This window comes from Streptomyces sp. A0958, assembly GCF_004795035.1.
Classification (GTDB): domain Bacteria; phylum Actinomycetota; class Actinomycetes; order Streptomycetales; family Streptomycetaceae; genus Streptomyces.
This window is the reverse complement of the sequence record NZ_SSBK01000003.1, coordinates 325288-350841: the sequence shown is the minus strand read 5'-3', so window position 1 is coordinate 350841 and position 25554 is coordinate 325288. Positions and strand designations below refer to the sequence as shown.

Sequence of the window (25554 nt, the reverse complement as noted above, 5' to 3'; positions counted from 1 at the left end):
GGCCGCGCCGCGCTCAGCCGCCCGTGGCAGAGCCGGCCGCACCCGCGGGCGCTCCGGCGGTGGCGCCTTCGACGACACCGCCGGCGGCCCCGTCCGCGCCTTCGGACGCGCCTTCGCTGGTGCCCGTACCGCCGTCGCTGGTGCCGGTGTCGCCGCCGTCGGCCCCCGCACTGCCGTTGCCGGAGCCGTTGCTGCTCCCGTTGCTGGTGCCGGTACTGCCGTTGCTGGAACCGTTGCTGCTGCCGGTCGACGCCGAACCGCCGCTGCTGGTGTCCGTGCCGCCGTCCTCCGTGCCGCCCGTGTCCGGCTCGATCGAGGGGCTCGGGGGGGCTTCCGACGTCTTGCTCGGCGTGTACGAGGGCCGCCGCGTGTTGTCCCACTGGTTGCCGGTGCTGGTGCCCGGCTGCTCGGTGTCCTCGGTCTGTTCCGGGGTCGGCGTCGGGGACTCCTCCGTCGGGCTCGGCGAACTGGAGGTCTCGGTGGGCTTCTTCTCGTGCTTGTCGCCGCCGCTGTTCGCCGCGCTGACCGCGATGGCCACGCCCGCGCCGATCGCGATCAGGGCGAGCACGACGAACAGCAACAGCTTGCCGCGCCCGCTGCCGCCCTGCCGGGTGCTGCCGCCGTCGTAACCGCCGTCGTCCGGGTTCATCGGCGGCAGGATCGGGGCCTGCGAGGTGTCCCCGTGCTGCGGGTAGCCCATGGCGCGGGTGGCGCCGGTCATGCCCTGGGGCGGGGTGCCGGAACCGTCGTTGAGGAGGACCGGGCCGGTGTTCCACGTGCCGGTGTGGCCGCCCTGGACCTGGAGCATCTGCAGGCCGTACTGGACGAGCCCGCGCATCTCCTCGGCGCTCTGGAACCGGTCGTCCGGGTCCTTCGCCAGCGAGCGCATCACGAGCCCGTCGAGCTCCGGCGGCACCACGTCGGAGATCTGCGACGGCGGGACCGGGGTGTCCTGGACGTGCTGGTACACGACGGAGAGCGGCGTCTCACCCGTGAACGGGGGCCGCAGCGCGAGGAGTTCGTACAGCAGGCAGCCGGTGGCGTACAGGTCGGAGCGGTGGTCGACGGCCTTGCCGAGGGCCTGTTCGGGGGAGAGGTACTGCGGCGTCCCCATGACCATGCCGGTCTGCGTCATCGTGGACTGCGCGCCGTGCAGCGCGCGGGCGATGCCGAAGTCCATCACCTTGACCGCGCCGGAGTGCGTGATGATCACGTTGGCCGGCTTGATGTCGCGGTGCACGATCCCGTGCTGGTGCGAGTAGGCCAGCGCCTCCAGCACGCCGGAGACGATGATCAGCGCCTGCTCCGGAGGCGGGGCCTCGGCGTTGAGCAGCAGATCGCGGATCGTACGGCCCTCGACCAGCTCCATCACGATGTACGGGACGGTCTGGCCGTTGACCGTGTCCTCGCCGGAGTCGTACACCGCCACGACCGCATGGTGGTTGAGCCCGGCGACCGACTGCGCCTCGCGCGTGAACCGTGCCTTGGAGACCGGGTCCTCGGCGAGGTCGGAGCGCAGCAGCTTCACCGCGACCGTGCGTCCCAGCCGGACGTCCTCCGCCGCGAACACCTCGGCCATGCCGCCCCGGCCGAGCCGGTGCGTCAGCCGGTAGCGCCCGTCACCGACGACCCCTCCGATGCCCCAGGATTCGGTGCCATCCGGAACTCCGCCGCCGTTTGCTTCGGGTTCGGGTGCCATCAGTCCTCGCCGTCGTATCTGTCCGCGTCCGTCCGCGCGTCCGCGGGGTCTCACGGTGCCTTGCTGCGTTACCGGCTGCGCCGCCGGCCGCATTGCCCCGTCACGCTACAGCCTCCGTCGGACACGCCGATTCCGAGCCGGACCGGTCATCCAATCGGCTGGCGCGCCACCGACGCAAATCCCGCACGGTTCCTGTAACGCTTCCGAGACGCTTCTTGGGCGTACGGTCACGGAACGGGCACCCGGCTTGACGTGTCGTACCCCTCGGGCAGACTTGGCCAGTAATACGGATCTTCGCGTGAGTCGCGCGCCGAGGGGGAAGCAAGTCATGGGCCAGGACGGCGCACACGGTTCACAGGGTCGCTACGCGGGCGGTTCGGTCGCCGGCGGCCGGTACCAGCTGCGTGATCTGCTCGGCGAAGGCGGGATGGCGTCCGTATACCTGGCGTACGACTCCGCGCTCGACCGGCAGGTCGCGATCAAGACCCTCCACACGGAGCTGGGCCGCGAACAGTCCTTCCGTGAGCGCTTCCGCCGCGAGGCCCAGGCCGTCGCGAAGCTCCAGCACACCAACATCGTCTCGGTCTTCGACACCGGCGAGGACGAGCTCGGCGGCGCGCTGATGCCGTACATAGTCATGGAGTACGTCGAGGGGCAGCCGCTCGGCTCCGTACTCCAGGCGGACATCCGCGCCCACGGCGCGATGCCGGCCGACAAGGCGCTCAAGGTCACGGCCGATGTGCTGGCCGCGCTGGACACCAGCCACGAAATGGGCCTGGTCCACCGCGACATCAAGCCGGGCAACGTGATGGTGACCAAGCGCGGCATCGTGAAGGTCATGGACTTCGGCATCGCCCGCGCCATGCAGTCGGGCGTCACGTCGATGACGCAGACCGGCATGGTCGTCGGCACTCCGCAGTACCTCTCCCCCGAACAGGCCCTGGGCCGCGGGGTGGACGCGCGCTCCGACCTCTACTCGGTCGGCATCATGCTCTTCCAGCTGCTGACCGGCCGCCTCCCCTTCGACGCGGACTCCCCGCTCGCCATCGCGTACGCGCATGTGCAGGAGGAGCCCGTCCCCCCGTCCACGATCAACCGCTCGCTGACCCCGGCGATGGACGCCCTCGTCGCCCGCGCGCTCAAGAAGAACCCGAACGAGCGCTTCCCGAGCGCGGCGGCGATGCAGGACGAGATCGCGCGCGTGCTGAGCGCGAGCGGGCAGACCGGCGCCCCGGTGATCGTCGGGGGCGGCAGCGCTCCGGCGAACAGCGGCTCGGGCGTCGGCTCGGCGGTCTTCCCGCCGGTCGACCAGTCCGCGCCCGCCCCGCAGAGCGTCCAGACGCCGTACCAGCCGGGCCCCTACCAGTCCCAGCAGCAGCACGGCCCGTACGGTCCCGCGACGCCGGCCCCCGCCACGAGCCCGTCCTACGGCTACCCGCAGACGGCGGCGCCGGCCTACCAGGGCGTGGCGCCCATGTCGCCGATGCAGCACCAGACGCCCACGCCGTACACGATCTCCCCGCAGACCGCGACGGCCTCCGGCCCGGGTGGCGGCGGTTCCAAGCGGAACATGCCCGTGATCATCGGCTCGATCGTCGTCGCGCTGGTCGCCATCGGTGGCCTGGTCACGGTCATCGCGCTCAACGGCAACGACGACAAGGGCAGCACCGACGCCGCCGCGAGCGCGTCCCCGTCCGGCGAGCACCGCGATCCGGAACGCAACCGGACGATGAAGACCGATAAGTGCACGGACGCGTTGGAGGACTCGGACGACCCGAACAAGGTCGTCGCCCCGAGCTTCCTCTACAAGGACATCCTCTCGGTGCGCGCCTGCGCGGACGCGGCGGGCTGGACGATCAAGCAGATCAAGGTCCCGGGGAACGCGTACGCGGAGGACCAGGTCGTCGACCAGTTCCCCACCCCCGGGACGGCCGTGCCGGAGACCGGCGCCCACTTCGAGCTGCGCATCGCTACGGGAGACCCGGAGTAGGGCCGCTTGTCGGTCATCCGTACGTATCAACTGAGATGCCGGTCATATCGCCACATGTGACGCTGGCCGCATGGCTTCGGGACGGTTCTCCGCGCGCTCCTCGCGGGGCGTGGCCTGCCTGACGTTGACGGCAGCCGCGGCCCTGGGGGGCGTGGCGCCGGCTTCCCCGTCTTCTCCCGCACCCTCTCCCTCGCCTACGCTTTCGTCCTCACCTTCGCCTTCGCTTTCGCCCCTACCTTCGTCCTCGCCCTCACCCTCACCCTCGCTTTCCTCCTCGTCCTCGCTTTCCTCCTCGCCCTCGCTTTCCTCCTCGCCCTCGCCTTCGTCTTCGCCCACCGCCGGGACTGCGCGTCCCGGGGAGTTGCAGTCGCCGCTCGCCGGGCGGCCCGCCGGGGCCGGGCGGCAGCGGCCCGGACGGTCGCCCGCCGAGCTGGCCCGGCAGGACGCGCTCGACGACCGGGCCGAGCGCGACGAGCCGTCCGCGACGGCGCAACCCGCCGCCGTGCCGGCCTTCACGCCGGACCCGCGGGACTTCCCCGACAACCTCCCGGCGGGGCGGCAGGCGCTCGACGGGGCGACCGTGCGGCGGGTGCAACAGGTGTCGCTCGGCGCGGGAATCGCCCTGGTGGGGCTGGGTATCGGCTTCCTCGCCTTCCGTATGCGCCGCGCCCGCTGAGGGCCGGGGCGAGCTCCACAGAGGTCCCCGGAGAAACTTGCGTCGAACAACATACTCGGTATACATACTCAGTATGTCGATCCGTCACGGGCTCCTCGCCCTCCTGGAGCGAGGGCCGCGCTACGGCTCCCAGCTCCGCACCGAATTCGAATCACGCACCGGCTCCACCTGGCCGCTCAACGTCGGGCAGGTGTACACGACGCTGAGCCGGCTGGAGCGTGACGGCCTCGTCGTCCAGGACGGCGAGGACGACCAGGGCCACGCCCTCTACTCGATCAGCGACGCCGGGCGCACCGAGCTGCGCTCCTGGTTCGAGACGCCGGTCGACCGCAACAGCCCGCCCCGCGACGAGCTGGCCATCAAGCTCGCCATGGCGGTCGGCGCGCCCGGCGTCGACATCAGGGCCGTCATCCAGGCCCAGCGCCACCACACGGTGAAGGCCATGCAGGACTACACCCGCCTCAAGGCGCAGTCCCTCGCCCAGGCCCCCGCCAACCGCGACGAGGTCGCCTGGCTGCTCGTCGTGGAACAGCTGATCTTCCAGGCCGAGGCCGAGGCCCGCTGGCTGGACCACTGCGAGGCCCGGCTGGTCCGCCTCGCCGAGGCCGCCGCCACCGAGCCGGAGCGGAGCCCGTCCCAGGCCACCGCCCCCCGCCCCGCCGGCCGGACCCGCGCGCGCCGCTGAGCCCGCGGCCCCGGGCACGCACGCACGGGCGGCCGCAAGCCCGTAACTCCGTCACCGATGACGTCACCACCGACCTCATCGACGTCACCGAGGCTCCACGCGGTGCCCACGCATCCGGCACCGCCCACAGAACCGTTCCGAGGGGGAACCACCCGCATGTCCCTGCACGTTCCGTCCCCAGCCGCACCGCCCCCGACGGTGGACACACCGGTGCTCGAACTCCGCGCCCTCACCCGCACGCACGGCACCGGCATCGCCGAGGTGCACGCGCTGCGCGGCATCAGCCTGTCGGTGCACGCCGGTGAACTCGTCGCCGTGATGGGCCCGTCCGGCTCGGGCAAGTCCACCCTGCTGACGCTCGCCGGCGGTCTCGACACCGCGAGCGGCGGCCAGGTGATCATCGAAGGCCAGGACATCTCCACGCTCGGCCGCAAGGGCGTCGCCGCCCTGCGCCGCCGCAGCGTCGGCTACGTCTTCCAGGACTACAACCTGATACCCGCCCTGACCGCCGCCGAGAACATCGCCCTGCCGCGCGAACTCGACGGGGTCTCCGTGCGCAAGGCCCGCAAGGAGGCGCGGGCCGCGCTGGAGGAGATGAACCTCCTGGAGATCGCGGACCGCTTCCCGGACGAGATGTCCGGCGGCCAGCAGCAGCGCGTCGCCATCGCCCGCGCGCTGGTGGGGGACCGGCGCCTGGTGCTCGCCGACGAACCGACCGGGGCCCTGGACTCCGAGACCGGCGAGACCGTCCTCGCCCTGCTGCGCAACCGCTGCGACCAGGGCGCGGCCGGGGTGATGGTCACGCACGAACCGCGGTACGCGGCCTGGGCCGACCGGGTCGTCTTCCTCCGGGACGGGTCGATCGTCGACCAGACGCTGACGGCCGGGGCCGACTCGCTGCTGGCCGCCGGGGGAGCCGAGTGAGCGTCTTCACGGGGTGGCGCGCCGCCCTCCGGATAGCCCGCCGCGACGCCCTGCGGGCCAAGGGCCGCAGCGCCCTGGTGGTCGCGATGATCGCGCTGCCGGTCCTCGGGGTGACGGCCGCCGACATCACGTACCGCAGTGCGGAGCTGAGCCCGGCGGAGCAGTTGACGGCCCGTATCGGCTCGGCCGACGCGCTGTACAGCGACCCGGGCATGGGGCCGCTCCAGCAGATGCCCGACGGCGACATGTACAACAGCGAGAACAGCGAAAGCAGCGACCTGCCCAATCAGGACGTGCCGCCGATCGACATGCACGCCGTGTTCCCCAAGGGCGCGCGGGCGATCAGCGAGCAGTCCGTGCCCGCGAGCGTCACGACCGCGTACGGGCTCGCCAGCGCCGACATCGTGGAGCTCAAGACCTCCGACCGCATGGCCCGGGGGAAGATCGAACTCGTCAAGGGCGCGTTCCCGCGCGGCTCGGGCGAGATGGTGGCCACCGAGCCGTTCCTGAAGTCGACGGGCCTGCACGTCGGCTCCGACGTCACGGTGACGGCCTCCGGCAAGAAGTACACGATCACCGGTGCGGTCGAACTGCCCGCCGATCTGAAGACGAAGCAGCTGTACGCCGACCCGGGCGCGGTGATCGCCCCCTGGCAGGCCATGGCGGACCGCGACAAGAAGGTGCCGGCGCCCCACCCGGGCACGTCGCAGTGGCTGGTCGAGGGGGCCGGGCAGGCCGGGATCGTCTGGAACGACGTGCTGACGGCCAACAAGGCCGGTGCTGTCGTCACCTCGCGCCAGGTCCTCGAGAACCCGCCGCCGGACTCCGAGATCCCGCTGCTGCGGTCGTACCCGGACTACAACTCCGGCAACGCCGGCTCCAGCGAGACCAGCGCCGCCCTCATCACCGTCGTCGCGATGGCGATCCTGGAGATCGTGCTGCTCGCCGGACCTGCGTTCGCCGTCGGCGCGCGCCGCTCCCGGCGCCAGCTCGGCCTGCTCGGCACCTGCGGCGGCGACCGCAGCCAGGTCCGTGCCGTCGTCCTCGGCGGCGGTCTCGTCCTCGGCGGCGTCGGAGCGGTCGCCGGTGTCGCGGTCGGGCTGCTGCTGACGGTGGCGTTCCGGCCGATGATCGAGAACTGGGCCGGGCACCGCTTCGGCTCGCTGTCGATGCGGCCCACCGAACTCCTGGTCATCGCCGTGCTCGGCCTGATCACCGGCCTGCTGGCGGCGCTCGCCCCGGCGATCGTGGCCGGCCGGCAGTCCGCACTGGAATCGCTCACCGGCCGGCGCGGGGTGCGCCGCAGCTCCCGGGTGCTGCCCGTCACGGGCGCCTGCGTGCTCGTCCTCGGCATCGTCATCGCCGTCTACGGAGGCATCAGCGGCAACTCCACCCTGGTCGCCGGCGGCTCGGTCGTCGCCGAACTGGGCCTGCTGGCCTGCATTCCGGTGATCGTCGGGCTGTTGGGCCGGCTCGGCCGCAGGCTCCCGCTCTCGCCCCGGATGGCTCTGCGCGACGCGGCCCGCAACCGCGGCCGCACCGCTCCGGCGGTCGCCGCCGTGATGGCGGCCGTCGCGGGCTCGGTGGCCATCGCCACGTACATGTCCAGCACCCTGGCCGAGTCCGACTACGACTACACCCCCATGCTGACCCAGGGCACGATCGTCCTCTCCGGCGACGGCGAGGCCGTGGAGCGGCTGCCGGTGGCCCGGGCCGCCGTCGAGCAGAACATGGCGGTGACCGGTGGCCGCGCCGACATCTCCCGGGTCTGGGCGGGCAGCGACTGCCACGTCTACTACGAAGACGCGGAGGACGCCTGCGGCACCCTGGAGTTGGTCAAGCCCACCGGCAAGGGCCACACCTGCCCGCTCAACACCAAGGGCGCCAAGGAACTCGCCGCACGGCTCTCCGCCGAGGAGCACCGCACGATGATGCGGTCCCCGGCCTGCGTGGACGAGTACATCTCCGTGGGCTCCCTCAGCACGGACTCCAACAACATCGTCGTGGGCGACGCCGCCCTGCTCGCCACGTATGTGAAGCTCGACGACCCGGCCGCCACCGCGGCCCTCAAGGCGGGCACGCCCGTCCTGCTCAACCGGGCGTACGCGCAGAACGGCGAGGTCACCCTCAAGGCCGTCCACGCGTACAACGACAAGGACAAGAAGAACCGCAAACTGCACCCCGGCCCGGCCCGCAAGACCACGGACCGGCTGAAGGTGTACGTGGCGAAGGCCGAGTACGCCGCCACGCCCGGAGTCCGCATGATCCTCCCCCAGCAGACCGCCGAACGCCTCGGCCTGCACACGCAGCCGAACGGCAGCGTGTACGCCGTCAGCCACCGGCCCACGGACGCCGAGGACCAGCGCGTCACGGCCGCCATCGAGCAGGCCGGCGGCGGGATCTGGGTGCAGTCCGACTCCGGGCCCAACGACCGGGGCAACACCATCCTGCTGATCCTCACCCTGTTCGCCGGGGTGGTGACCGTGGGCGCGGCGGCGATCACCACCGGTCTCGCCAAGGCCGACGCCGAGGCCGACCTCACCACGCTCAGCGCGGTGGGCGCGCCCCCGCGGGTGCGGCGGACGCTCTCGGGCTTCCAGTGCCTGGTGGTGGCGCTGACCGGGGTGCTGCTCGGGACGGCCGCGGGACTGGTGCCCGCGGTGGCGCTGCGCCTGGTCGACCTACGCCAGTCGATGGAGCAGATGCGGCTCCAGCCCATGGAGTCCGCCTACACGCCGATCGTGCTGCCCTGGACGGCCATCGGGCTGCTGGCCGTGGCGGTCCCGCTGCTGGCGGGCATCCTCGCGGCGGCGTTCACCCGCTCGCGGCTGACCCTGGCACGGCGGGCCGGCTGAACCACTGGGCTGTTCCGGTGCCCCCGGGGACGGTGGATCATCCGTTCCCGGGGGCACCACAGTGGTGAACGCCGTATGTGCGCGACAATGGTCGGCATGGAGATGCCGAGGAATGAACGGTCGCAGGAGCACCCCCAGGTCCTCGTGGTGGGCCAGGACGGAATGGCGATCGGCGGCGGTGGCACTGACGACGAGTCGCGGGAGGTCCCGGTGACGGAGATGGTCGAGCAGCCCGCGAAGGTCATGCGCATCGGCAGCATGATCAAGCAGCTCCTGGAGGAGGTCAGGGCGGCTCCTCTCGACGAGGCGAGCCGGGTGCGCCTCAAGGAGATCCACGCCGGCTCGGTCAAGGAGCTGGAGGACGGCCTCGCGCCGGAGCTGGTGGAGGAGCTGGAGCGGCTTTCCCTGCCGTTCACCGAGGACTCGGTCCCCTCCGAGGCGGAGCTGCGGATCGCTCAGGCCCAGCTGGTGGGCTGGCTGGAGGGCCTGTTCCACGGCATCCAGACCGCCCTGTTCGCCCAGCAGATGGCGGCCCGCGCCCAGCTGGAACAGATGCGCCGCGCCCTGCCGCCGGGCAGCGGGAGCGATGAGGAGGACGGCGGGATCGACCCGCACGGCCCGGTCCGCTCGGGGCCGTACCTCTAGACCGTGTTTTGAAAGACCCGCCTGCCGGGCGGTGTCCGGCACGCACGCTCTACTCAGGAACCCGTACCCCTACCTACCTACCGACCGACCATGCCCGAGGGGCCCGGCACGTGTGCCGGGCCCCTCGGTTCGGTGTCGCGCCTCAGGCGGCTGTGGGCGGCTGGAGCAGCACCTTGCCGATGTGGGCGCTGGACTCCATGACCCGGTGCCCTTCCGCCGCGTCCTGCATCGGCACCGTGCGGTCGACCACCGGTTTCACGACGCCCTCGGCGATGAGCGGCCAGACGTGCTCGCGCACCGCCGCGACGATCGCCGCCTTCTCGGCGAGCGGGCGCCCGCGCAGCGAGGTCGCCGTGACGGCCGCCCGCTTGTTCAGCAGCGCGCCGAGGTTCAGTTCGCCCTTGGCACCGCCCTGGAGCCCGATGATCGCCAGCCGGCCGTTGACGGCGAGCGCCTGCACGTTCCGGTCGAGGTACTTCGCGCCGATGATGTCGAGGATGACGTCCGCGCCCGCCCCGTCCGTGGCCTTGCGGATCTCCTCGACGAAGTCCTGCTCGCGGTAGTCGATCAGGATGTCCGCGCCGAGCTCCGCGCAGCGCGCCAGCTTCTCGGGCCCGCCTGCCGTCACCGCGACCCGCGCGCCGACCGCCTTGGCGAGCTGGATCGCCATCGTGCCGATGCCGCTGGAGCCGCCGTGCACCAACAGGGTCTCGGCAGGCCGCAGGTGGGCCACCATGAACACGTTGGACCAGACCGTGGCCGTCACCTCGGGCAGCGCCGCCGCCGACGTGAGGTCCAGCCCTGCGGGTACGGGGAGCAGCTGGCCCGCCGGGACGGCGACCTTCTCCGCGTAACCGCCGCCCGACAGGAGCGCGCACACCTCGTCACCGACGGCCCAGCCGGTGACCCCGGGGCCGAGAGCCGACACCCGGCCGGCGCACTCCAGGCCCGGGTAGGGGGGCGCCCCGGGCGGCGGGTTGTAGAAGCCCTGCCGCTGGAGCACGTCGGCCCGGTTGACCGCGCTGGACACGACATCGACGAGGACTTCGCCCTCGCCGGGAACGGGATCGGGCACCTCGGCCCACACGAGCGCCTCGGGGCCACCGGGTTCGGGGATCGTGATCGCATGCATGGCCGCGAGGCTACTCCGTGGCACGCCGCCCACGACGATGCGCGGGGCCGGGGCGGCGAAACGGGCTCAGGGCCACCCGGGCGCGCGCTCAGGAACACGCGGACGCACTCTCAGGAACACGCGGACGCACTCTCAGGGGCCCGGGACGTGGCCAGGGCGGCGGACCCGGGCCAGGGACACGCGGGCGCGCTCAGGCACACCCGGGCACGCTCAGGAACACGCGGGCGCGGCCGGGGGCCCTCAGGCATGCTCGGGGGCACTCAGGGGCGCGGGACGGCCTGGTGCAGGGGGTTGGGGGGCGGATCGTTCGACGCGCGGACGATGGTGATCAGCCGGTCCGTCAGCTGCAGGGGACTGGCCGCCGGATCGTCGTAGCCGAGCAGCCGGTGCCCGCGCAGGACGTTGACCACGAGGTCGTCGGTCTCCCGCACGTTCTTGCCCACCTCGGACTTTATGACCGGGCGCTCCACGAGGTCGAGCCCACTGCCCTGCTGGATGAGGTCCTCCATCACCGTGCCCGCGCTGGGGCTGAGCACCGAGAGGCCGAGCAGCCGTCCCGCCGCACTGGCACTGGTGATCACCGCGTCCGCACCGGACTGCCGCAGCAGCGGTGCGTTCTCCTCCTCGCGCACCGCGGCCACGATCTTCGCGCCGCGGTTGAGCTGGCGGGCGGTCAGCGCGACCAGGACGGCGGTGTCGTCGCGCTGGGTGGCGATGATGATCTGACGGGCCTTCTGCAGCTCGGCGCGCCGCAGCACATCGCTGCGCGTGGCATCCCCGAGGACGCCGGTGAACCCCTCGGCGTTGGCGATCTCGATCACCTTGGACGCCGGGTCGACAATGACGATCTGTTCCTTGCTCAGCCCGGTGGCACACAGGGTCTGGATGGCCGAGCGGCCCTTCGTACCGAAGCCGACGACGACAGTGTGGTCACGCAAGTTGGTTCTCCAACGCTTCAGCCGGAAGTCCTCCCGGGTCCGCTCCGTGAGGACCTCCAGGGTGGTGCCGACCAGGATGATGAGGAAGAGCACGCGCAACGGTGTCACGAGCACCACATTGGTGAGCCGGGCACCGTCGCTGTACGGGGTGATGTCGCCGTATCCGGTGGTGGAGAGGGTGACCGTCGCGTAGTACACCGCGTCCAGCAGATCGACCTTGTCGTCGGCCGCGTCGTGGTAGCCCCCGCGGTCGACCCAGACGATGAACACGGTGACGGCGAGCACCACCAGAGCCATCATCAGCCGCTTGGCGACCTGGCGCGCCGGTCCGTCCACGACCCGGCGCGGGAGCATCACCCTGGTCGGGACGACCTGTTCGTCGGCCCGCCTGGCCATCGCGTCATGGCCGGGAAGTTTCACGTGAAACACCCTTCAGTCCACGGCGTCGCCGAGGCCCACGGTAGATCGAGGATCTCCACCTCGGTGCCGGACCGTACCCCGCCCGGCTCCACGACGGCCAACCCGTCTGCGGCTGCGATCCCGCGCAGCATGGCGGGACCGTTGTAATGCAGTGGTACGACGTGCTCCTGTCCGCCTCCGGTTCCGGGTTCACCGGCCGACCGATGGACCACGGGCACCAGCCGGGTGTCGTGCGGATGCCCGTGCATATCGTCGCGCACGGCCACCCGGTAGGGATCGTCGGGGGTGCGGCCGGCCAGTCCGGTGAGGAGCGGCCCGGCCAGCGTGAGCAGACCGGAGACGGCGGCCAGTGGGTTGCCGGGCAACCCGACGAGACAGGGCCCGCCCGGGGCGAGCCGGGCCAGCAGCATGGGGTGACCGGGGCGCACGGCGACCCCGTCGACCAACAGCTCGGCACCGATCCGGGCGAGAACGCGGTGGACGTGGTCGACGGGACCGGCAGCGGTGCCGCCGGTGGTGATGATCAGGTCGGCGTCGGAGCCGGTGATCGCCTGCCACAGGGCCTCCGCGTCATCGCCGAGGCGGCGCGGCGCGGAGACGTCGGCCCCCAGCGCGCGCACCCAGGGGCCGATCATGGGCCCGAGCGCATCACGGATCAGCCCGTCGTGCGGCAGCCCCTCGGTCAGCAGTTCATCGCCGAGCACCAGGACGTCGACGCGCGGCCGGGGGCGGACGGGCAACGCGTCGTACCCGGCGGCTGCGGCCAGCCCGAGGACGGCCGGGGTCACCACCGTCCCGGCGGGAAGCAGGTGCTCCCCCGACCGGCACTCCTGGCCGCGCGGCCGGATGTCCTGCCCCTGGCTCACGTGACCCTGCGCGTACAGCAGCCCCTTGGCCTCGTCGGCGTGCGCGTGCTCGCTGCGGATGACGGCGGTGACCTCCGCCGGGATACGGGCACCCGTGGCGATGCGGACGGCGTCGCCGTCGGGCAGCGGGGCGGGGGCGTCGTGCCCGGCGAGGATGCCGCCGTCCCTCCGGATGTTCCACGGCCCCGGCCCGGCGACGGCCCAGCCGTCCATGGCCGAGGTGTCGAACGACGGCAGATCGGTGAGCGCGACGAGCGGTTCGGCGAGCACGTGCCCGAGCGCGTGACCGAGGACCGGCCACTCGACCCGCGCCCGAATCCCCCGCCCAACCCGCACGGCAACCCCCCGCGCCTCCCCCCAGGAAACCTCCCGGCGACGCGGGTCGGTGGGCGGGGAGGTACGGGGGTCGGTGGGCGGGGAGGTGCGGGGGGCGGTGCGCGGGTCGGTGGGCGGGGAGGTGCGGGGGGCGGTGCGCGGGGAGGTGCGGGGGGCGGCTTGTGGGTCGGTGCGGGGGGCGCTTTGAGGGGAGGCGGGGTAGCGGGGGGAGGGGGAGTCGGGAGCGGAGGTGGAAGTGGGGGCGGAGGCCCGGTCGTCGTGGGCGGAGGTGGCGGGCCGGCGGCTCGGCCGGTCGGTGGGCGAGTCGGGGGCCCGGTCGTCGTGGGCGGAGGTGGCGGGCCGGCGGCTCGGCCGGTCGGTGGGCGAGTCGGTGGGCCGGCTGCTGGCGGCGGGCCGTCCGGAGGACGGGCCGGTGGGCCGGTCGCTGGCGGTGAGCCGCCCGGAGGGCGGGTCGGTCAGCCGGTCGCCGGGCTCCCCGGAGGACGGGCCAGTCGGCCGGTCGCCGGCGGTGAGGCGCCCGGAGGGCGAGTCGGTCGGCTGATCGGTCGGCCGGTCACTCGGTGACGCGGCGGCGCGGGCGCTGGGCGGGCCACCGCGCAGCCCAGCGGCCCGGTTGCCCGGCTGCTCGGCGGTCCAGTCACCCGGCAGGCCGGAGGTCAGGTCGCCCGGCAGGCCGGCCACGCGGTCATCCGGCAGGCCGGCAACCCGGTCGTCGTCCGACAGCCCGGCGGCCGAATCGCTCGGCACCCCCGCAGGCGGGTCGCTCGGCCAGTCACCCTGTAGGCCGGTAAGCCAGTCGTCCGGCCCGTCCATGCGCCGGTCGCTCGGCAGCCCGGCGGCCCGGTCCGACCGCCCGACGGGCTCTGTCGCGGCCTCCCGAGGCGCCTGCCGACCCACGAGGGCCAGAGCCTGGGCGACAGCCCGCTCCTCGTCGGCCCGCGCCTCGGCCTCGGCGGCGACGCGCTTCTCCGCAGCGGCGCGCCGCTCGTCGGCGGCGGTGCGGCGCTCGTCGGCGGCGGTGCGGAGCCCATCAGCGGCGCCACGCCCCTCGGAGGCGGGCTCACCCCCAGCGGCCCCGGACGCACCGGCGGCCCCGGACGCACCGGCGGCCCCGGACGCACCGGCGCCCCCGGCAACACAGGGCTCCCCGGAAGCACCGGCGCCCCCGGCGCCGCCCGCGCCCCCCGTCCCGCCCCTGCGGCTCGTCACGGCGACCCGGTCTCGTCCGCCCACCGGAGCGCGAGTGCCGCCGCCTTGCGGGCGGCCTCCGCCACCGCCTCGGGCCCGCCGCCGTCGCCGCTCGCCTTCGCGGCCGCGTATCCGACGAGGAAGGTCGTCAGGGGTGCGGCGGGGCGGGCGACGCCATGCGCGGCGTCACGGGCGAGGTCGAGCAGGAGGCCGGTGTCGACGTCGAGGTCGATGCCGAGTTCATCCTTGACTGCGGTGATCCATTCATCCAGCACGGTCCCATGTTCTCTGATCCGGGCCCGGGCCGAAGCAATGTCCTCCCAGGTGTCGCAGTCGAACGAGGCGAGCGGCCCCGCCGGTACCCGGCACAGCGTCAGCTCGTGCGTGAGCAGCCGCAGGGGCAGCCCGGCCAGACCGCCGTGCTCGGCGGCGAGCAGCGCCAGTTCGCGGCGCAACGGCTCCGCCCGGTAGACGGCGACCAGCGGCTGGTCGCGCCCGTCCTCGTCGGTGCAGAGGGCGCCGTCGACGCCGGCTCCCGGGCCGGAGGCCGCCAGCAGCGCGCGCACCGTATCGGGCCCCAGGAACGGCAGATCGGCGGAGAGCACGAGAACGTACCCCGCCGACGTGTGCCGCACCCCCGCACCGAGCGCCGCCAACGGCCCGCCACCGTGCGGTTCTTCGCGCGCCCAGGTCACCGCGCGCACGGTGGGCCGCCGGCCGCCCACCACCACGGTGGACCCGGCGTCGGCGCAGGCGGCGAGCACGCGGTCGAGCAACGCCCGGCCACCGACCCGCAGCCCGGGCTTGTCGGCACCGCCCAGCCGCTTGGCGGCTCCTCCGGCGAGAACGATGGCGTCGTAGGCGGTCATGCCCCGAGTATGCGGGGCCCGCCACGCCGTACCCCCGGCAGGTGACGGAACCACGGCCTCACCGCCCCGCCCGCTCCCGCCGGGCCCCCGCTCCCGCCGCTTCTGCCGCCCCGCCGGGCCCGCGTCTGGTCCGCGTCTACAGACTCCGCAGGAGCAACGCGGGCTGCTCCACGCAGTCGGCCACATGACGCAGGAAGCCCCCGGCGGTGCCGCCGTCGCAGACCCGGTGGTCGAAGGTCAGAGACAGCTGGACGACCTGGCGCACCGCGAGCTGCCCCTCGTACACCCACGGCTTGGGGACGATGCGGCCGACACCGAGCATCGCCGCCTCCGGGTGGTTGATGATCGGCGTCGATCCGTCGACCCCGAACACCCCGTAGTTGTTGAGCGTGAACGTGCCGCCGGTCAGCTCCGCCGGCTTCAGCGTCCCCGTTCTGGCCGCCTCGGTCAGCCGGGTGATCTCCGCACCGATCGACTCCGTGTTGCGCGCATGGGCGTCCCGTACGACCGGGACGACCAGGCCCCGCTCGGTCTGGGCCGCGAACCCGAGGTGCACCTGCGGCAGCCGTACGATCTCGCGCGCCTCCTGGTCCACCGTGGAGTTGAGCTCCGGGTAGCGGGCCAGGGCCGCCGTACAGATCCGGGCGAGCAGGGCGAGCACCGACACCTTGGGGCCGGCTCCGGGTCCGCCCGCGCTGTTCATCGCCGCCCTCGCGGCCATCAGCTCGGTCGCGTCGGCATCGACCCAGCAGGTGGCGTCGGGGATCTCCCGGCGGCTGCGGCTCAGTTTGTCGGCGACCGCGCCACGCACCCCGCGCAGCGGAATCCGCTCGCCGGCGGAACGTACGGACGCCTCGTCCGGCACCGCGGGTGCCGCCGCCGGTGCCTCGGCGGCGGACCGGATGGCGGACTCGACATCGGCCCTCAGGATCAGCCCGTCGGGGCCCGATCCGGAGAGCCGGCGCAGATCCAGGTCGTGCTGGCGCGCGAGCCTGCGCACCAGCGGCGACACAACGGCGACCGGCCCCAACACCCGCTCGGGACCAGCGGACGAGGCGCCGGAGGAAGCCGCCGCAGGAGCCACCGCACTCGCGGCAGGCGGCGCACCGGCCGCCTTCAGCGCCTCCGGCCGCACCCTCCGGCGACGCACCGGCGGCGCCCCGGTCCCGTACCCCACCAGCACGTTCCCGGACCCGGAGCCGGAGCCGGAATCCGCCGCCGCGGGCTCGGCGTCAGCCGCACCGGTCGCGGAATCGGTCTCCCCCGAGGCCTCCCCGGACGACCCGACCGCCACCGTCAGCAACGGCGACCCGACCGGAAGCTCCGTGCCCTCGTCACCGAACCGGGCGGTCACCACACCCCCGTACGGGCACGGCACCTCCACCATCGCCTTGGCCGTTTCGACCTCGACGACGGGCTGGTCGATGGCGACGACGTCTCCGACCTCCACCAGCCAGCGCACGATCTCGGCCTCGGTCAGCCCCTCGCCGAGGTCCGGCAGCTTGAACTCAAGCACCTGGGCCATCAGTTCTCCGCCTCCCACTGCAGCCGCGCGACGGCGTCGAGCACCCTGTCCACGCCGGGAAGGTGGTGGCGCTCCTGCATCGGCGGCGGATACGGGATGTCGAATCCGGCGACACGCAGCACCGGCGCCTCCAAGTGGTGGAAACACCGCTCGGTGATCCGGGCCGCGATCTCCCCGCCGGGGCCCCCGAAGCCGGTGGATTCATGGACGACGACCGCGCGCCCGGTGCGGCGCACCGAGGCGGCGACGGTCTCGTCGTCGAACGGCACCAGCGAGCGCAGGTCGACGACTTCGAGGTCCCAGCCCTCCTCGACAGCGGCCTGTGCGGCCTCCATGCAGACCGGCAGGGACGGCCCGTACGTGATCAGCGTGGCGCTGCGGCCGGGACGGCGTACGACGGCCCGCCCGATGGGCTCCACGGCTGCGGGCTCCTGCGGCGACCAGTCCGCCTTCGACCAGTACAGGCGCTTCGGTTCCAGGAAGACCACCGGGTCGTCCGAGGCGATCGAGGCCCGCAGCAGCCCGTACGCGTCCTCGACCGTGGCCGGCGTGACGACGTGGAGACCGGGAGTCGCCATGTAGTACGCCTCCGAGGAGTCGCTGTGGTGCTCGACGCCCCCGATGCCGCCGCCGTAGGGCACCCGTACGGTGATCGGCAGCGGCATCGCGCCCCCGGTCCGGTTCCGCATCTTGGCGACATGGCTGATGAGCTGCTCGAACGCCGGGTAGGCGAAGGCGTCGAACTGCATCTCGACCACGGGCCGCAGCCCGTACATCGCCATGCCGACCGCCGCCCCGAGGATGCCCGCCTCGGCCAGCGGGGTGTCCGTGCAACGTTCGTCGCCGAACTCCTTCGCCAGGCCGTCGGTGATCCGGAAGACTCCGCCGAGCGTCCCGACGTCCTCACCGAGGACGTGCACCGAGGGGTCCTCGGCCATCGAGTCGCGCAGCGCACGCCCCAGGGCCTGCGCCATCGTGGCGGGCTTGGCCCTCGCGGTCCGCTCCCCGGCCGTCGCCGCTGCCGTGGTCATCGGGCTGCTCCCCCGTCGTCCGTGCCGTGCTGGTCGTGCTCCGCGTCCAGCTCACCGCGCAGGCGGTCCGCCTGCTCGCGCAACTGCGTCGTCTGCTCCGCGTACACATGGGTGAAGAGGTCCATCGGGTCGAGCACCGGGTCCGCGTTCATCCGCTCGCGCAGCCCCGCCGCCATCCGCTCCGCGGCCACCCGCGCCTCCTCGATGCCGTCGTCGTCGAGCAGCCCGCGCCCGGTCAGCTCGCGCTCCAGCAGCTGCACCGGATCGTGGGCCCGCCAGGCCTCGACCTCGCTGTCACCGCGGTAGCGGGTCGCGTCGTCGGCGTTCGTATGGGCGTCCATGCGGTACGTCACCGCCTCGACCAGCGTCGGCCCGCCGCCGCTCCTGGCCCGCTCGACGGCCTCGGAGAGCACCTGGTGCACCGCCACCGCGTCGTTGCCGTCGACCAGCCGGCCGGGCATTCCGTACCCCACGGCCTTGTGCGCCAGGGACGGGGCCGCGGTCTGCTTGGCCAGGGGCACGGAGATGGCGAAGCCGTTGTTCTGTACGAGGAAGACGACCGGGGCCCGCCAGACGGCCGCGAAGTTCAGCGCCTCGTGGAAATCGCCCTCGCTGGTGCCGCCGTCGCCGACCATGGCGAGCGCGACCACGTCGTCGCCCTTGAGCCGTGCCGCGTGGGCCAGGCCCACCGCGTGCGGCAGCTGGGTGGCGAGCGGGGTGCAGAGCGGGGCGATGCGGTGCTCGCGCGGGTCGTATCCGGTGTGCCGGTCGCCGCGCAGCAGCGTCAGCGCCTCGACCGGGTCCAGGCCCCTCGCCACGGCCGCGAGGGTGTCGCGGTAACTGGGGAAGAGCCAGTCCCGCTCCTCCAGCACCAGGGCCGCCGCGATCTCGCACGCCTCCTGGCCCGTGCTCGACGGATAGACCGCCAGCCTGCCCTGCTTGGTGAGGGCCGTCGCCTGGGCGTTGAACCGCCGGCCGCGCACGAGCTCGGTGTGGAGCCGCCGCAGCAGCTCCGGGTCCGCGTCGGCCACGGCTTCCGTACCGAGCACCCGGTACGGCTCGGGGTCCGGGAGCAGCGGTGCGGGATCGGTGAGCGGCTTCCAGGCCGGGGGCGGCGTGGGCCGGTAGGCGGCCGCGCCGGGCAGCTCTTGGACCGTCATGACAGGCACCTCCGAGCATCGAACGGTGTCGAAATATGGCGATATATCGAAAACGGCACAAGGCGCGAGTGTGGCGCGCCTCACCTACCGATTGTTCGGTCGCGAGCGCATTTTGGCTACAGGCACCGCCAGCCTGTGGACAAACGGTTCTCCACAGCCTGGGATGGGAACAGGTCGTCCAGGACGGGGAGGCACGGGAACATGCCAGCTGAACAAATGGCCGACGGGGCCGAGGAGCCCGGCCGACTTCCCCCGGCGCGCCCGCTGGACGCCATCGACCGCGCCATCCTGCGACTGCTCCAGACGGACGGCCGCGCCTCGATACGGTCGGTGGCCGACCGCGTCCACGTATCGCGCGCCAACGCCTACGCGCGGATCAACCGGCTCATCGAGGACGGCGTGATCCGGGGGTTCAGCGCGCGTGTGGACCACGAGCGGGCGGGGCAGGGCGCTTCCGCGTACATCACGCTCAAGATCGTCCAGAACTCCTGGCGCACCGTCCGCGAACAGCTCCAGGCTCTGCCGGGCGCCACACACATCGCGCTGGTCAGCGGCGATTTCGACGTGCTGCTCCTGGTGCACACACCGGACAACCGGACACTGCGCGAGCTGGTGCTGACCCGAATTCAAGCCATTCCGGAGGTGCTGTCCACCCGCACGCTACTGGTGTTCGAGGAAACGGACCTGGCCCCCGGCGCGGACCGCCCCGCGGAACTCACCTGACCGGAGACCTACGAGGCCGCGTGGACACGTACCAGGGGGCTGCGGGGGCACGGGCGCATCAGCTCGGACACGGCAAGCAGCGCGTCCGTATCGGTGTACTGCGCCGGGGCGGAGAGCGCGACGACGGCGGAGCGCAGCGGCCACGGCGCGGTACCGGTCTGGACCTACGCGGTGGTCAACGGCTCGACGAACCGGACTTCATGCCGTCGAAGGCCAGCTGCACCACGGTGTCCGCGAGCCGTTCCCCTTCCGCGCCCCCGTCGGGCAACGGCCGGTACCACTCCACCAAGGAGTTGACCATGCCGAACAGGAGCCGCGTCGCGAGTCGTATGTCCACGTCGGAGCGGAGATCGCCGTCCGCGACGGCCGCCTTGAGCAGTTCGGCGACCCGCTGGTCGAACTCGCGCCGCCGCTCCAGGGCCCAGCGCTCGGTCTTCGTATTGCCCCGCACCCGCAGCAGCAGCGTGACGTAGGGCAGTTCGGCTATCAGCACTTCGACCGTGCGACGCGTGACGTACTCGACCCGCTCGATCGCGCGGCCCCGCACCGCCCCCGACTCGTCGAGGATCTCGAACAGCCCGTCCAGGGCCCGGCTGACCGCCCGGCGCAGCAGTTCTTCCTTGCCCGCGACATGGTGGTAGATGGACGACTTGGAGATGCCCGCCGCCTTCGACAGGTGCTCCATGGACGTTCCGTCGTAACCGCGCTCGTTGAAGACACGGACGGCGACGGTCAGCAGAGTCTCCGGTGTGTACGTGTCCCGCTTGGCCGTGGTCATGCCCGCGATCCTCCCCTACGAGTTGTCCACAGGTTTCGTGGGCCCCCTTGTCCCGACCGATCGTTCGGTTACTCTAACTCTGTCCGCCCGTCCCTGCCCAGCTCGATGAGGAGTTGGTCCGTCATGGCCGCCGAGCTCTCCCCGCGCCTGCTGTCCGAGAAGCACCGCCCCACACTGGACCGGGCCCTCGAAGCGATCCGCACGCGGGACTACTGGTCCCCGCATCCCGAGCACCCGAAGGCATACGGGGAGGGCGGCGCCCCCGGCAGCCTCGGCGCCGCCGAGGGCAAGGCGGCCTTCGACGCCGTGCTGCACACCCGTATCGACCTAGGCCAGCCGGGCACCGACGGCTGGACGGGCGGGGAAGTCTCTCCGTACGGCCCCGAGCTGGCCGTCGAGTATCCGCACGCGGACCTGGACGTCCTGCTCCCCGCGATGCGCGCGGGCATGCCCGCCTGGCGCGAGGCCGGCCCCGCGACCAGGGCCCTGGTCTGTCTGGAGATCCTGGCGCGGATCAGCGCCCGCACCCACGAGTTCGCCCATGCCGTGATGCACACCAGCGGCCAGGCCTTCATGATGGCGTTCCAGGCCGGCGGCCCGCACGCACAGGACCGGGGCCTGGAAGCCGTCGCGTACGCGTACGAGGAGCAGCTGCGAGTCCCCCGCACCGCCGACTGGTCCAAGCCGCAGGGCAAGCGCGATCCGCTCGCGCTGCACAAGACGTTCACCCCGGCGGGCCGCGGCATCTCGCTGCTGATCGGCTGCAACACCTTCCCCACCTGGAACGGCTACCCGGGCCTTTTCGCCTCCCTCGCCACGGGCAACCCGGTCCTGGTCAAGCCCCACCCCCGCGCGGTCCTCCCGCTTGCCCTCACCGTGCAACTGGCGCGCGAAGTGCTCACCGAGGCGGGCTTCGACCCCAACCTCGTCGCCCTGGCCGCCGAGCGCCCGGGCGAGGGCATCGCCAAGACGCTGGCGGTCCGCCCCGAGATCAAGATCATCGACTACACGGGGTCCACGGAATTCGGTGACTGGCTGGAGACCAACGCCCGCCAGGCCCAGGTCTACACGGAGAAGGCCGGCGTCAACACGATCCTCGTGGACTCCACCGACGACTACCGCGGCATGCTCGCCAACCTCGCGTTCTCGTTCTCCCTGTACAGCGGCCAGATGTGCACCACCCCGCAGAACGTGCTCATCCCCCGGGTCGGCATCGCCACGGACGCCGGCGACAAGACGTACGACGACGTAGTCGGCGACATCGCGGCCGCGGTCACCGGCCTCCTGGGCGACGACGCCCGCGCGAACGGCCTGCTCGGCGCCCTGGTCAACCCCGACGTGAAGGCCCGCCTCGACGCCGCGGCCCAACTGGGTGAGGTGGTGCTGCCCTCACGCGAGGTGACCAACCCCGACTTCCCGGACGCCACCGTCCGCACCCCCGTGATCGTGAAGCTCGACGCCGCCAAGGCGGACGACGAACCTCCCTACCTCGCGGAGTGCTTCGGCCCGGTCTCCTTCGCCGTAGCGGTCGACTCGACAGCGGACGCCGTGGAGCTCCTGCGCCGCACGATCCGCGAAAAGGGAGCGATGACGGTCGGCGCGTACACCACGTCCGAGGAGGTGGAGCGCGCAGTGGAGGACGTCTGCCTGGACGAGTCCGCCCAGCTCTCCCTGAACCTCACCGGCGGCGTCTACGTCAACCAGACGGCAGCCTTCTCCGACTTCCACGGCTCAGGCGGCAACCCAGCAGCAAACGCAGCCCTCTGCGACGGCGCCTTCGTCTCCAACCGCTTCCGCACCCTGGAAGTCCGCCGCCAACGCTGAACCATCCAGCCCACCGACAAAATCCAGCCCGTCCGGCGTTTGAGGACCAGGACCGCCGGCAAAAATCCAGCCCGTCCGGCGTTTGAGGACCGGGGGCCCGGGGGCGGAGCCCCCGGTTACGGGAAGGGGCGGGTAGGGGAACAGCCCGCCGCAGGCACCCCACCCACCACAGCCCCACCGTCCCGCACCCACCGCGAGCGCCGGACACGGGGCGCCCCGCACCCCGCACCCGCACCCGCACCCGCACCCGCACCCGAAACCACCCAGGCACCGCCCAAAGGCAGGCGCCCCGCCCCACCCTCACCCCCCAGAGATCACCGCATACCGCCCCACCCACGCATGCATCGCAATCGCCGCAGCCGCCCCCGCATTGATCGACCGCGTCGACCCGAACTGCGCGATCGAGCACACCATGGCCGCATGCCGACGCGCCTCCTCCGTCAGCCCGGGCCCCTCCTGCCCGAACAGGAGCACACACCGCCGAGGCAACACCGTCCGCTCCAGCGGCACCGCCCCGGGCAGATTGTCGATGCCGATGATCGGCAGCCCCTCGACCTCCGCCCAAGCGGTCAGGCTCGCGGTGTCGGGGTGGTGGCGGACATGCTGGTAGCGGTCGGTGACCATGGCACCGCGCCGGTTCCAGCGCCGCCGCCCCACGATGTGCACTTCCTTGGCGAGGAAGGCGTTGGCCGTACGCACCACGGACCCGATGTTGAAGTCGTGGCCCCAGTTCTCCACGGCGACGTGGAAGTCGTGCCGGCGTAGATCGAGGTCGGCGACGATCGCCTCCCGGGTCCAGTAGCGGTACTGGTCGCCGACGTTGCGCCGGTCGCCCTGGGCCAGCAGCTCGGGGTCGTACCGCGCGTCCTCGGGCCAGGGCAGCGGGTGCGGCCCGACGCCGATCTGCGTACCGAACCCCTCGTCGTACTGCGCGGGCTCAGCACCCCCCGACTCATCGCCACCCAACTCGCCGCCCCCAGACCCACCGCCCCCAGACCCACCGCCCCCAGACCCACCGCCCACCGACTCGCCACCCACCGGCCCACCCGCCGCGGACGCATCCACCACGGACGCATCCACCACGGACCCATCCACCACAGGCCCACCGCTCCTGCTGGTACCACTGGTCTCACCGGTGCTGCCGGTCTCACTGCTCTCACTGCTCACCCGACGAGGGTATGGCTCCCGTCGCCACCGGCCGGCGGTGACTCCGGGTCGTCGGCGGCACACCGCTGGGCCGGGACCTTCCCGCGCCGCCGGAAGAGCAGCTGCCGCCCGAGGGCCGCCCGGCCGCCCAGCCACACCAGGAAGACGGTCGGCAGGAAGACGGCGTCCGCGGCGATCATCGCCATCGAGAAGAACGGCAGCCCCAGCAGAAGCGCGATCCCGGCGTGCTCACAGATCATCGCGCCGAGCAGAACGTTCTTGACGCGCCGGTTGAACAGGGTGAAGGGGAAGGCAACCTGCACGATGACGGTGGCGTACGACAGCACCATCACCATGAGACCGCTGGAGGCGAGAAGGTCCGAGAGAGCGGGCCACGGCGTGAAGTAGTCGAGCTTGAGCGGGTAGTACAGGGCGGTGCCGTCCTGCCATCGCGAGCCCTGGATCTTGTACCAGCCGGCCGTCGCGTAGATCAGACAGACCTCGGCCATGATCACGAAGAGCGTGGCGTTGTGGGCGAGGTTGGCGATGACGTCGAGCAGGGTACGCAGCTCGCTGCGCGGCGCCTTCCGGTTCACGGCCCACCAGGCGCCCTGGCCGATCCACAGGGCCCACAGGAGGACCGGCAGCCATATGGTTCCGCCCAGGCCGCCCGCCACCGTGGCTCCGACCAGAACGGCCCCGAGCGCCACCCACAGCAGCACCCCGGCCAGGTCCCCCGGCACCCGCCGGACACCGGCACCCGCCTCCCCGTCCGTCACGGCGGCCTCCGCCCGCCGCGCGCGCCGGGCGTCCAACGACCAGACCTGCCCGCAGCGGGCCAGCACCAGGTAGATGGCCATCAGATGGATGACGTTGTCGCCGCCGTCGCCCATGAAGATGCTGCGGTTCTGCAGCGAGAGGACTCCGGCCATGAAGAGGACGGAGGTGGCGCGGGTGTGCCAGCCGACCATCAGCAGCGCGGCCGAGAGCAGCGCCAGCGCGTAGACGATCTCGAACCAGAGGGCGCTGTCCGACCACATGAGCGTGGTGAAGGCCTGATTCCCCGATATCAACTGCTGCGCCAGGTCCCAGCGCCAGGGCGCGTCGGGCCCGTACATCTCGTGCCGGTGGGGCAGCTCCCGGAGCAGGAACAGCAGGTAGGTGGCGGAGAAGCCGATCCGGATGACGGCGCTCTGGTACGGCCCCAGGGCCGAGGCGGTGAGGCGCTGGATGCCGCGGGCGAGCCCGCGGTCGGGGCGGGGCGTGTTCACTGGTCCGCCTCCTCGTAGCCGGCCGTGCCCTTGGGCAGGTCGGCCGCATTGACCTTCCACCAGGGCAGTACGCGGTAGGACGGGCCGGTGCTGACCTTCTCGTCGCTCCACTCGGGCGCCGCGACGGCCCGCACCTCTGATCTGACCTGGACCCGCAGGATGGTCTCGCCGCCGTTGTGCTCGGTGAGGCGCAGCATCACGAGGCGGCGGACGTACTGCTCGGAAAGGGTGCCGCGCAGGCCGTTGGCCCGGTTCTGGTCGTCGTGCGATCCGACGTAGAAGTCCCAGGCGCGGCGGAGTTCGTTCTGCTGGACATGGCTGGGCAGCAGATTGCCGCGTATCGCCCGCCCGTCCTCGGCGGAGAGATCCGTCCAGGCCGTGGTGCGGGGGCCGTCGGGACCGGCTGTCTCCATACGTACCTGCACGGCGATGTTCTGCTGCAACGGGTTCGGGGCGAAGAGCTTCCAGTTCTGCTCGAACTCGGGGTAGACCCACTCGTCGACGGCCGCGCCGTGCTGCTTGGTCAGCGTGTTGGAGGGCGCGACGTGCAGAAAGACCACGGCCAGCTGGACACAGGCGATCACCCCGAACACGGCGAGCGCGACAGCGGCGGCGATCTGGTACGGAAACGAGAGCCCGGCCATTCCACCGACCGCCACGGGGGCCTCGGCAACGGGAACCTCCGCCGAAGAAATCTCGGCCTCGGGAACCTCGCCGGCGGACGCCTCGGCAGCGGAGGCCGTCCCGCTCGTATCGCCGGCGCCCCGGCCGTCGTCCGAATCCATCCCGCCCCGATCCCCGCCGATCTTGGTCAGTCAGTTATCCACAGGGTTGACACCCTACGGGCCGCAGACTCACCATTGAAGACATTGA

General features: G+C 72.4%; 21 protein-coding genes. 8 read left to right on the top strand and 13 right to left on the bottom strand.

Annotated elements, in window-relative coordinates; all coding sequences use genetic code 11:
• Positions 1-13: 13 nt before the first annotated feature.
• On the bottom strand, positions 14-1699 hold the full coding sequence (locus E6P78_RS05185) for a protein kinase (RefSeq protein ID WP_136202266.1): 1686 nt from the start codon (positions 1697-1699) through the stop codon (positions 14-16).
• Positions 1700-2027: 328 nt separating this feature from the next.
• On the opposite strand from E6P78_RS05185, the gene E6P78_RS05180 reads away from it, so the two are divergent.
• Positions 2028-3689 (top strand): protein kinase, encoded by a 1662-nt coding sequence (locus tag E6P78_RS05180; RefSeq protein ID WP_136202265.1) that lies wholly within the window; start codon positions 2028-2030, stop codon positions 3687-3689.
• A 42-nt stretch (positions 3690-3731) separates the two neighbouring features.
• Here E6P78_RS05180 and E6P78_RS32670 read toward each other — a convergent pair whose 3' ends face one another.
• Positions 3732-4025 carry a hypothetical protein gene (locus E6P78_RS32670; RefSeq protein WP_168712564.1) on the bottom strand — a complete coding sequence of 98 codons (294 nt, stop codon included), beginning with the start codon at positions 4023-4025 and terminating at the stop codon, positions 3732-3734.
• Positions 4026-4050: 25 nt separating this feature from the next.
• Here E6P78_RS32670 and E6P78_RS05170 point away from each other — a divergent pair, with 25 nt between their 5' ends.
• The 5 genes from E6P78_RS05170 (at position 4051) to E6P78_RS05150 (ending at position 9474) form a co-directional block, all read left to right on the top strand.
• Positions 4051-4365 (top strand): hypothetical protein, encoded by a 315-nt coding sequence (locus E6P78_RS05170; protein ID WP_240799066.1) that lies wholly within the window; start codon positions 4051-4053, stop codon positions 4363-4365.
• Positions 4366-4438: 73 nt separating this feature from the next.
• A complete protein-coding gene (locus tag E6P78_RS05165) occupies positions 4439-5050 on the top strand; it encodes a PadR family transcriptional regulator (protein WP_136202264.1) in 612 nt (203 codons plus the stop codon).
• A gap of 156 nt (positions 5051-5206) precedes the next feature.
• The gene (locus E6P78_RS05160; RefSeq protein ID WP_136202263.1) at positions 5207-5974 is read left to right on the top strand and encodes an ABC transporter ATP-binding protein; all 768 of its coding nucleotides are present in this window, start codon (positions 5207-5209) and stop codon (positions 5972-5974) included.
• Positions 5971-8829: an FtsX-like permease family protein gene (locus E6P78_RS05155; protein WP_136202262.1), complete on the top strand. Its 2859-nt coding sequence runs from the start codon at positions 5971-5973 to the stop codon at positions 8827-8829. Before E6P78_RS05160 ends, E6P78_RS05155 begins: the two co-directional genes overlap by 4 nt.
• A 96-nt stretch (positions 8830-8925) precedes the next feature.
• Complete coding sequence (locus tag E6P78_RS05150; protein ID WP_136202261.1) at positions 8926-9474, top strand: bacterial proteasome activator family protein; 549 nt, start codon at positions 8926-8928, stop codon at positions 9472-9474.
• A 142-nt stretch (positions 9475-9616) separates the two neighbouring features.
• Here E6P78_RS05150 and E6P78_RS05145 read toward each other — a convergent pair whose 3' ends face one another.
• From E6P78_RS05145 to pdhA, 7 genes are all read right to left on the bottom strand, one after another.
• Entirely contained in the window at positions 9617-10606 is a 990-nt protein-coding gene (locus E6P78_RS05145; RefSeq protein ID WP_136202260.1) for an NAD(P)H-quinone oxidoreductase, read from the bottom strand.
• Between the two features lie 260 nt (positions 10607-10866).
• Entirely contained in the window at positions 10867-11940 is a 1074-nt protein-coding gene (locus E6P78_RS05140) for a potassium channel family protein (RefSeq protein ID WP_136202322.1), read from the bottom strand.
• A gap of 20 nt (positions 11941-11960) precedes the next feature.
• On the bottom strand, positions 11961-13625 hold the full coding sequence (locus E6P78_RS05135) for a molybdopterin molybdotransferase MoeA (protein WP_136202323.1): 1665 nt from the start codon (positions 13623-13625) through the stop codon (positions 11961-11963).
• A gap of 746 nt (positions 13626-14371) precedes the next feature.
• A complete protein-coding gene (locus E6P78_RS05130; protein WP_136202259.1) occupies positions 14372-15223 on the bottom strand; it encodes an NTP transferase domain-containing protein in 852 nt (283 codons plus the stop codon).
• 136 nt (positions 15224-15359) lie between these two features.
• Positions 15360-16748, bottom strand: coding sequence for a dihydrolipoamide acetyltransferase family protein (locus E6P78_RS05125; protein ID WP_136202258.1), 1389 nt, complete (start codon positions 16746-16748; stop codon positions 15360-15362).
• Positions 16748-17779: an alpha-ketoacid dehydrogenase subunit beta gene (locus tag E6P78_RS05120; protein WP_136202257.1), complete on the bottom strand. Its 1032-nt coding sequence runs from the start codon at positions 17777-17779 to the stop codon at positions 16748-16750. The genes E6P78_RS05125 and E6P78_RS05120 overlap by 1 nt, the downstream gene beginning before the upstream one ends.
• Complete coding sequence (gene pdhA / locus E6P78_RS05115; protein WP_136202256.1) at positions 17776-18939, bottom strand: pyruvate dehydrogenase (acetyl-transferring) E1 component subunit alpha; 1164 nt, start codon at positions 18937-18939, stop codon at positions 17776-17778. Before pdhA ends, E6P78_RS05120 begins: the two co-directional genes overlap by 4 nt.
• 216 nt (positions 18940-19155) lie before the next feature.
• Here pdhA and E6P78_RS05110 point away from each other — a divergent pair, with 216 nt between their 5' ends.
• Entirely contained in the window at positions 19156-19662 is a 507-nt protein-coding gene (locus E6P78_RS05110) for an Lrp/AsnC family transcriptional regulator (protein ID WP_136202321.1), read from the top strand.
• Positions 19663-19837: 175 nt separating this feature from the next.
• Here E6P78_RS05110 and E6P78_RS05105 read toward each other — a convergent pair whose 3' ends face one another.
• Positions 19838-20440, bottom strand: coding sequence for a TetR/AcrR family transcriptional regulator (locus E6P78_RS05105; RefSeq protein WP_136202255.1), 603 nt, complete (start codon positions 20438-20440; stop codon positions 19838-19840).
• A gap of 123 nt (positions 20441-20563) precedes the next feature.
• On the opposite strand from E6P78_RS05105, the gene paaN reads away from it, so the two are divergent.
• Positions 20564-22264, top strand: a complete 1701-nt coding sequence (gene paaN, locus E6P78_RS05100; RefSeq protein WP_136202254.1) for a phenylacetic acid degradation protein PaaN — start codon at positions 20564-20566, stop codon at positions 22262-22264.
• A 300-nt stretch (positions 22265-22564) separates the two neighbouring features.
• Here paaN and E6P78_RS05095 read toward each other — a convergent pair whose 3' ends face one another.
• From E6P78_RS05095 to E6P78_RS05085, 3 genes are all read right to left on the bottom strand, one after another.
• Positions 22565-23230: an RNA methyltransferase gene (locus E6P78_RS05095; RefSeq protein WP_136202253.1), complete on the bottom strand. Its 666-nt coding sequence runs from the start codon at positions 23228-23230 to the stop codon at positions 22565-22567.
• 197 nt (positions 23231-23427) lie between these two features.
• Positions 23428-24681 carry an HTTM domain-containing protein gene (locus E6P78_RS05090; protein WP_136202252.1) on the bottom strand — a complete coding sequence of 418 codons (1254 nt, stop codon included), beginning with the start codon at positions 24679-24681 and terminating at the stop codon, positions 23428-23430.
• Positions 24678-25466, bottom strand: coding sequence for a DUF5819 family protein (locus E6P78_RS05085; protein ID WP_136202251.1), 789 nt, complete (start codon positions 25464-25466; stop codon positions 24678-24680). Before E6P78_RS05085 ends, E6P78_RS05090 begins: the two co-directional genes overlap by 4 nt.
• Positions 25467-25554: the final 88 nt, after the last annotated feature.

Coding starts and splice junctions, on each gene's coding strand:
- E6P78_RS05140 (WP_136202322.1), bottom strand. CDS start 11,940: ATGGCCAGGCGGGCCGACGAACAGGTCGTCCCGACCAGGGTGATGCTC.
- E6P78_RS05105 (WP_136202255.1), bottom strand. CDS start 20,440: ATGACCACGGCCAAGCGGGACACGTACACACCGGAGACTCTGCTGACC.
- E6P78_RS05185 (WP_136202266.1), bottom strand. CDS start 1,699: ATGGCACCCGAACCCGAAGCAAACGGCGGCGGAGTTCCGGATGGCACC.
- E6P78_RS05145 (WP_136202260.1), bottom strand. CDS start 10,606: ATGCATGCGATCACGATCCCCGAACCCGGTGGCCCCGAGGCGCTCGTG.
- E6P78_RS05125 (WP_136202258.1), bottom strand. CDS start 16,748: ATGGCCCAGGTGCTTGAGTTCAAGCTGCCGGACCTCGGCGAGGGGCTG.
- E6P78_RS05180 (WP_136202265.1), top strand. CDS start 2,028: ATGGGCCAGGACGGCGCACACGGTTCACAGGGTCGCTACGCGGGCGGT.
- E6P78_RS05110 (WP_136202321.1), top strand. CDS start 19,156: ATGGCCGACGGGGCCGAGGAGCCCGGCCGACTTCCCCCGGCGCGCCCG.
- E6P78_RS05160 (WP_136202263.1), top strand. CDS start 5,207: ATGTCCCTGCACGTTCCGTCCCCAGCCGCACCGCCCCCGACGGTGGAC.
- E6P78_RS05085 (WP_136202251.1), bottom strand. CDS start 25,466: ATGGATTCGGACGACGGCCGGGGCGCCGGCGATACGAGCGGGACGGCC.
- E6P78_RS05130 (WP_136202259.1), bottom strand. CDS start 15,223: ATGACCGCCTACGACGCCATCGTTCTCGCCGGAGGAGCCGCCAAGCGG.
- E6P78_RS05165 (WP_136202264.1), top strand. CDS start 4,439: ATGTCGATCCGTCACGGGCTCCTCGCCCTCCTGGAGCGAGGGCCGCGC.
- pdhA (WP_136202256.1), bottom strand. CDS start 18,939: ATGACGGTCCAAGAGCTGCCCGGCGCGGCCGCCTACCGGCCCACGCCG.
- paaN (WP_136202254.1), top strand. CDS start 20,564: ATGGCCGCCGAGCTCTCCCCGCGCCTGCTGTCCGAGAAGCACCGCCCC.
- E6P78_RS05150 (WP_136202261.1), top strand. CDS start 8,926: ATGGAGATGCCGAGGAATGAACGGTCGCAGGAGCACCCCCAGGTCCTC.
- E6P78_RS05120 (WP_136202257.1), bottom strand. CDS start 17,779: ATGACCACGGCAGCGGCGACGGCCGGGGAGCGGACCGCGAGGGCCAAG.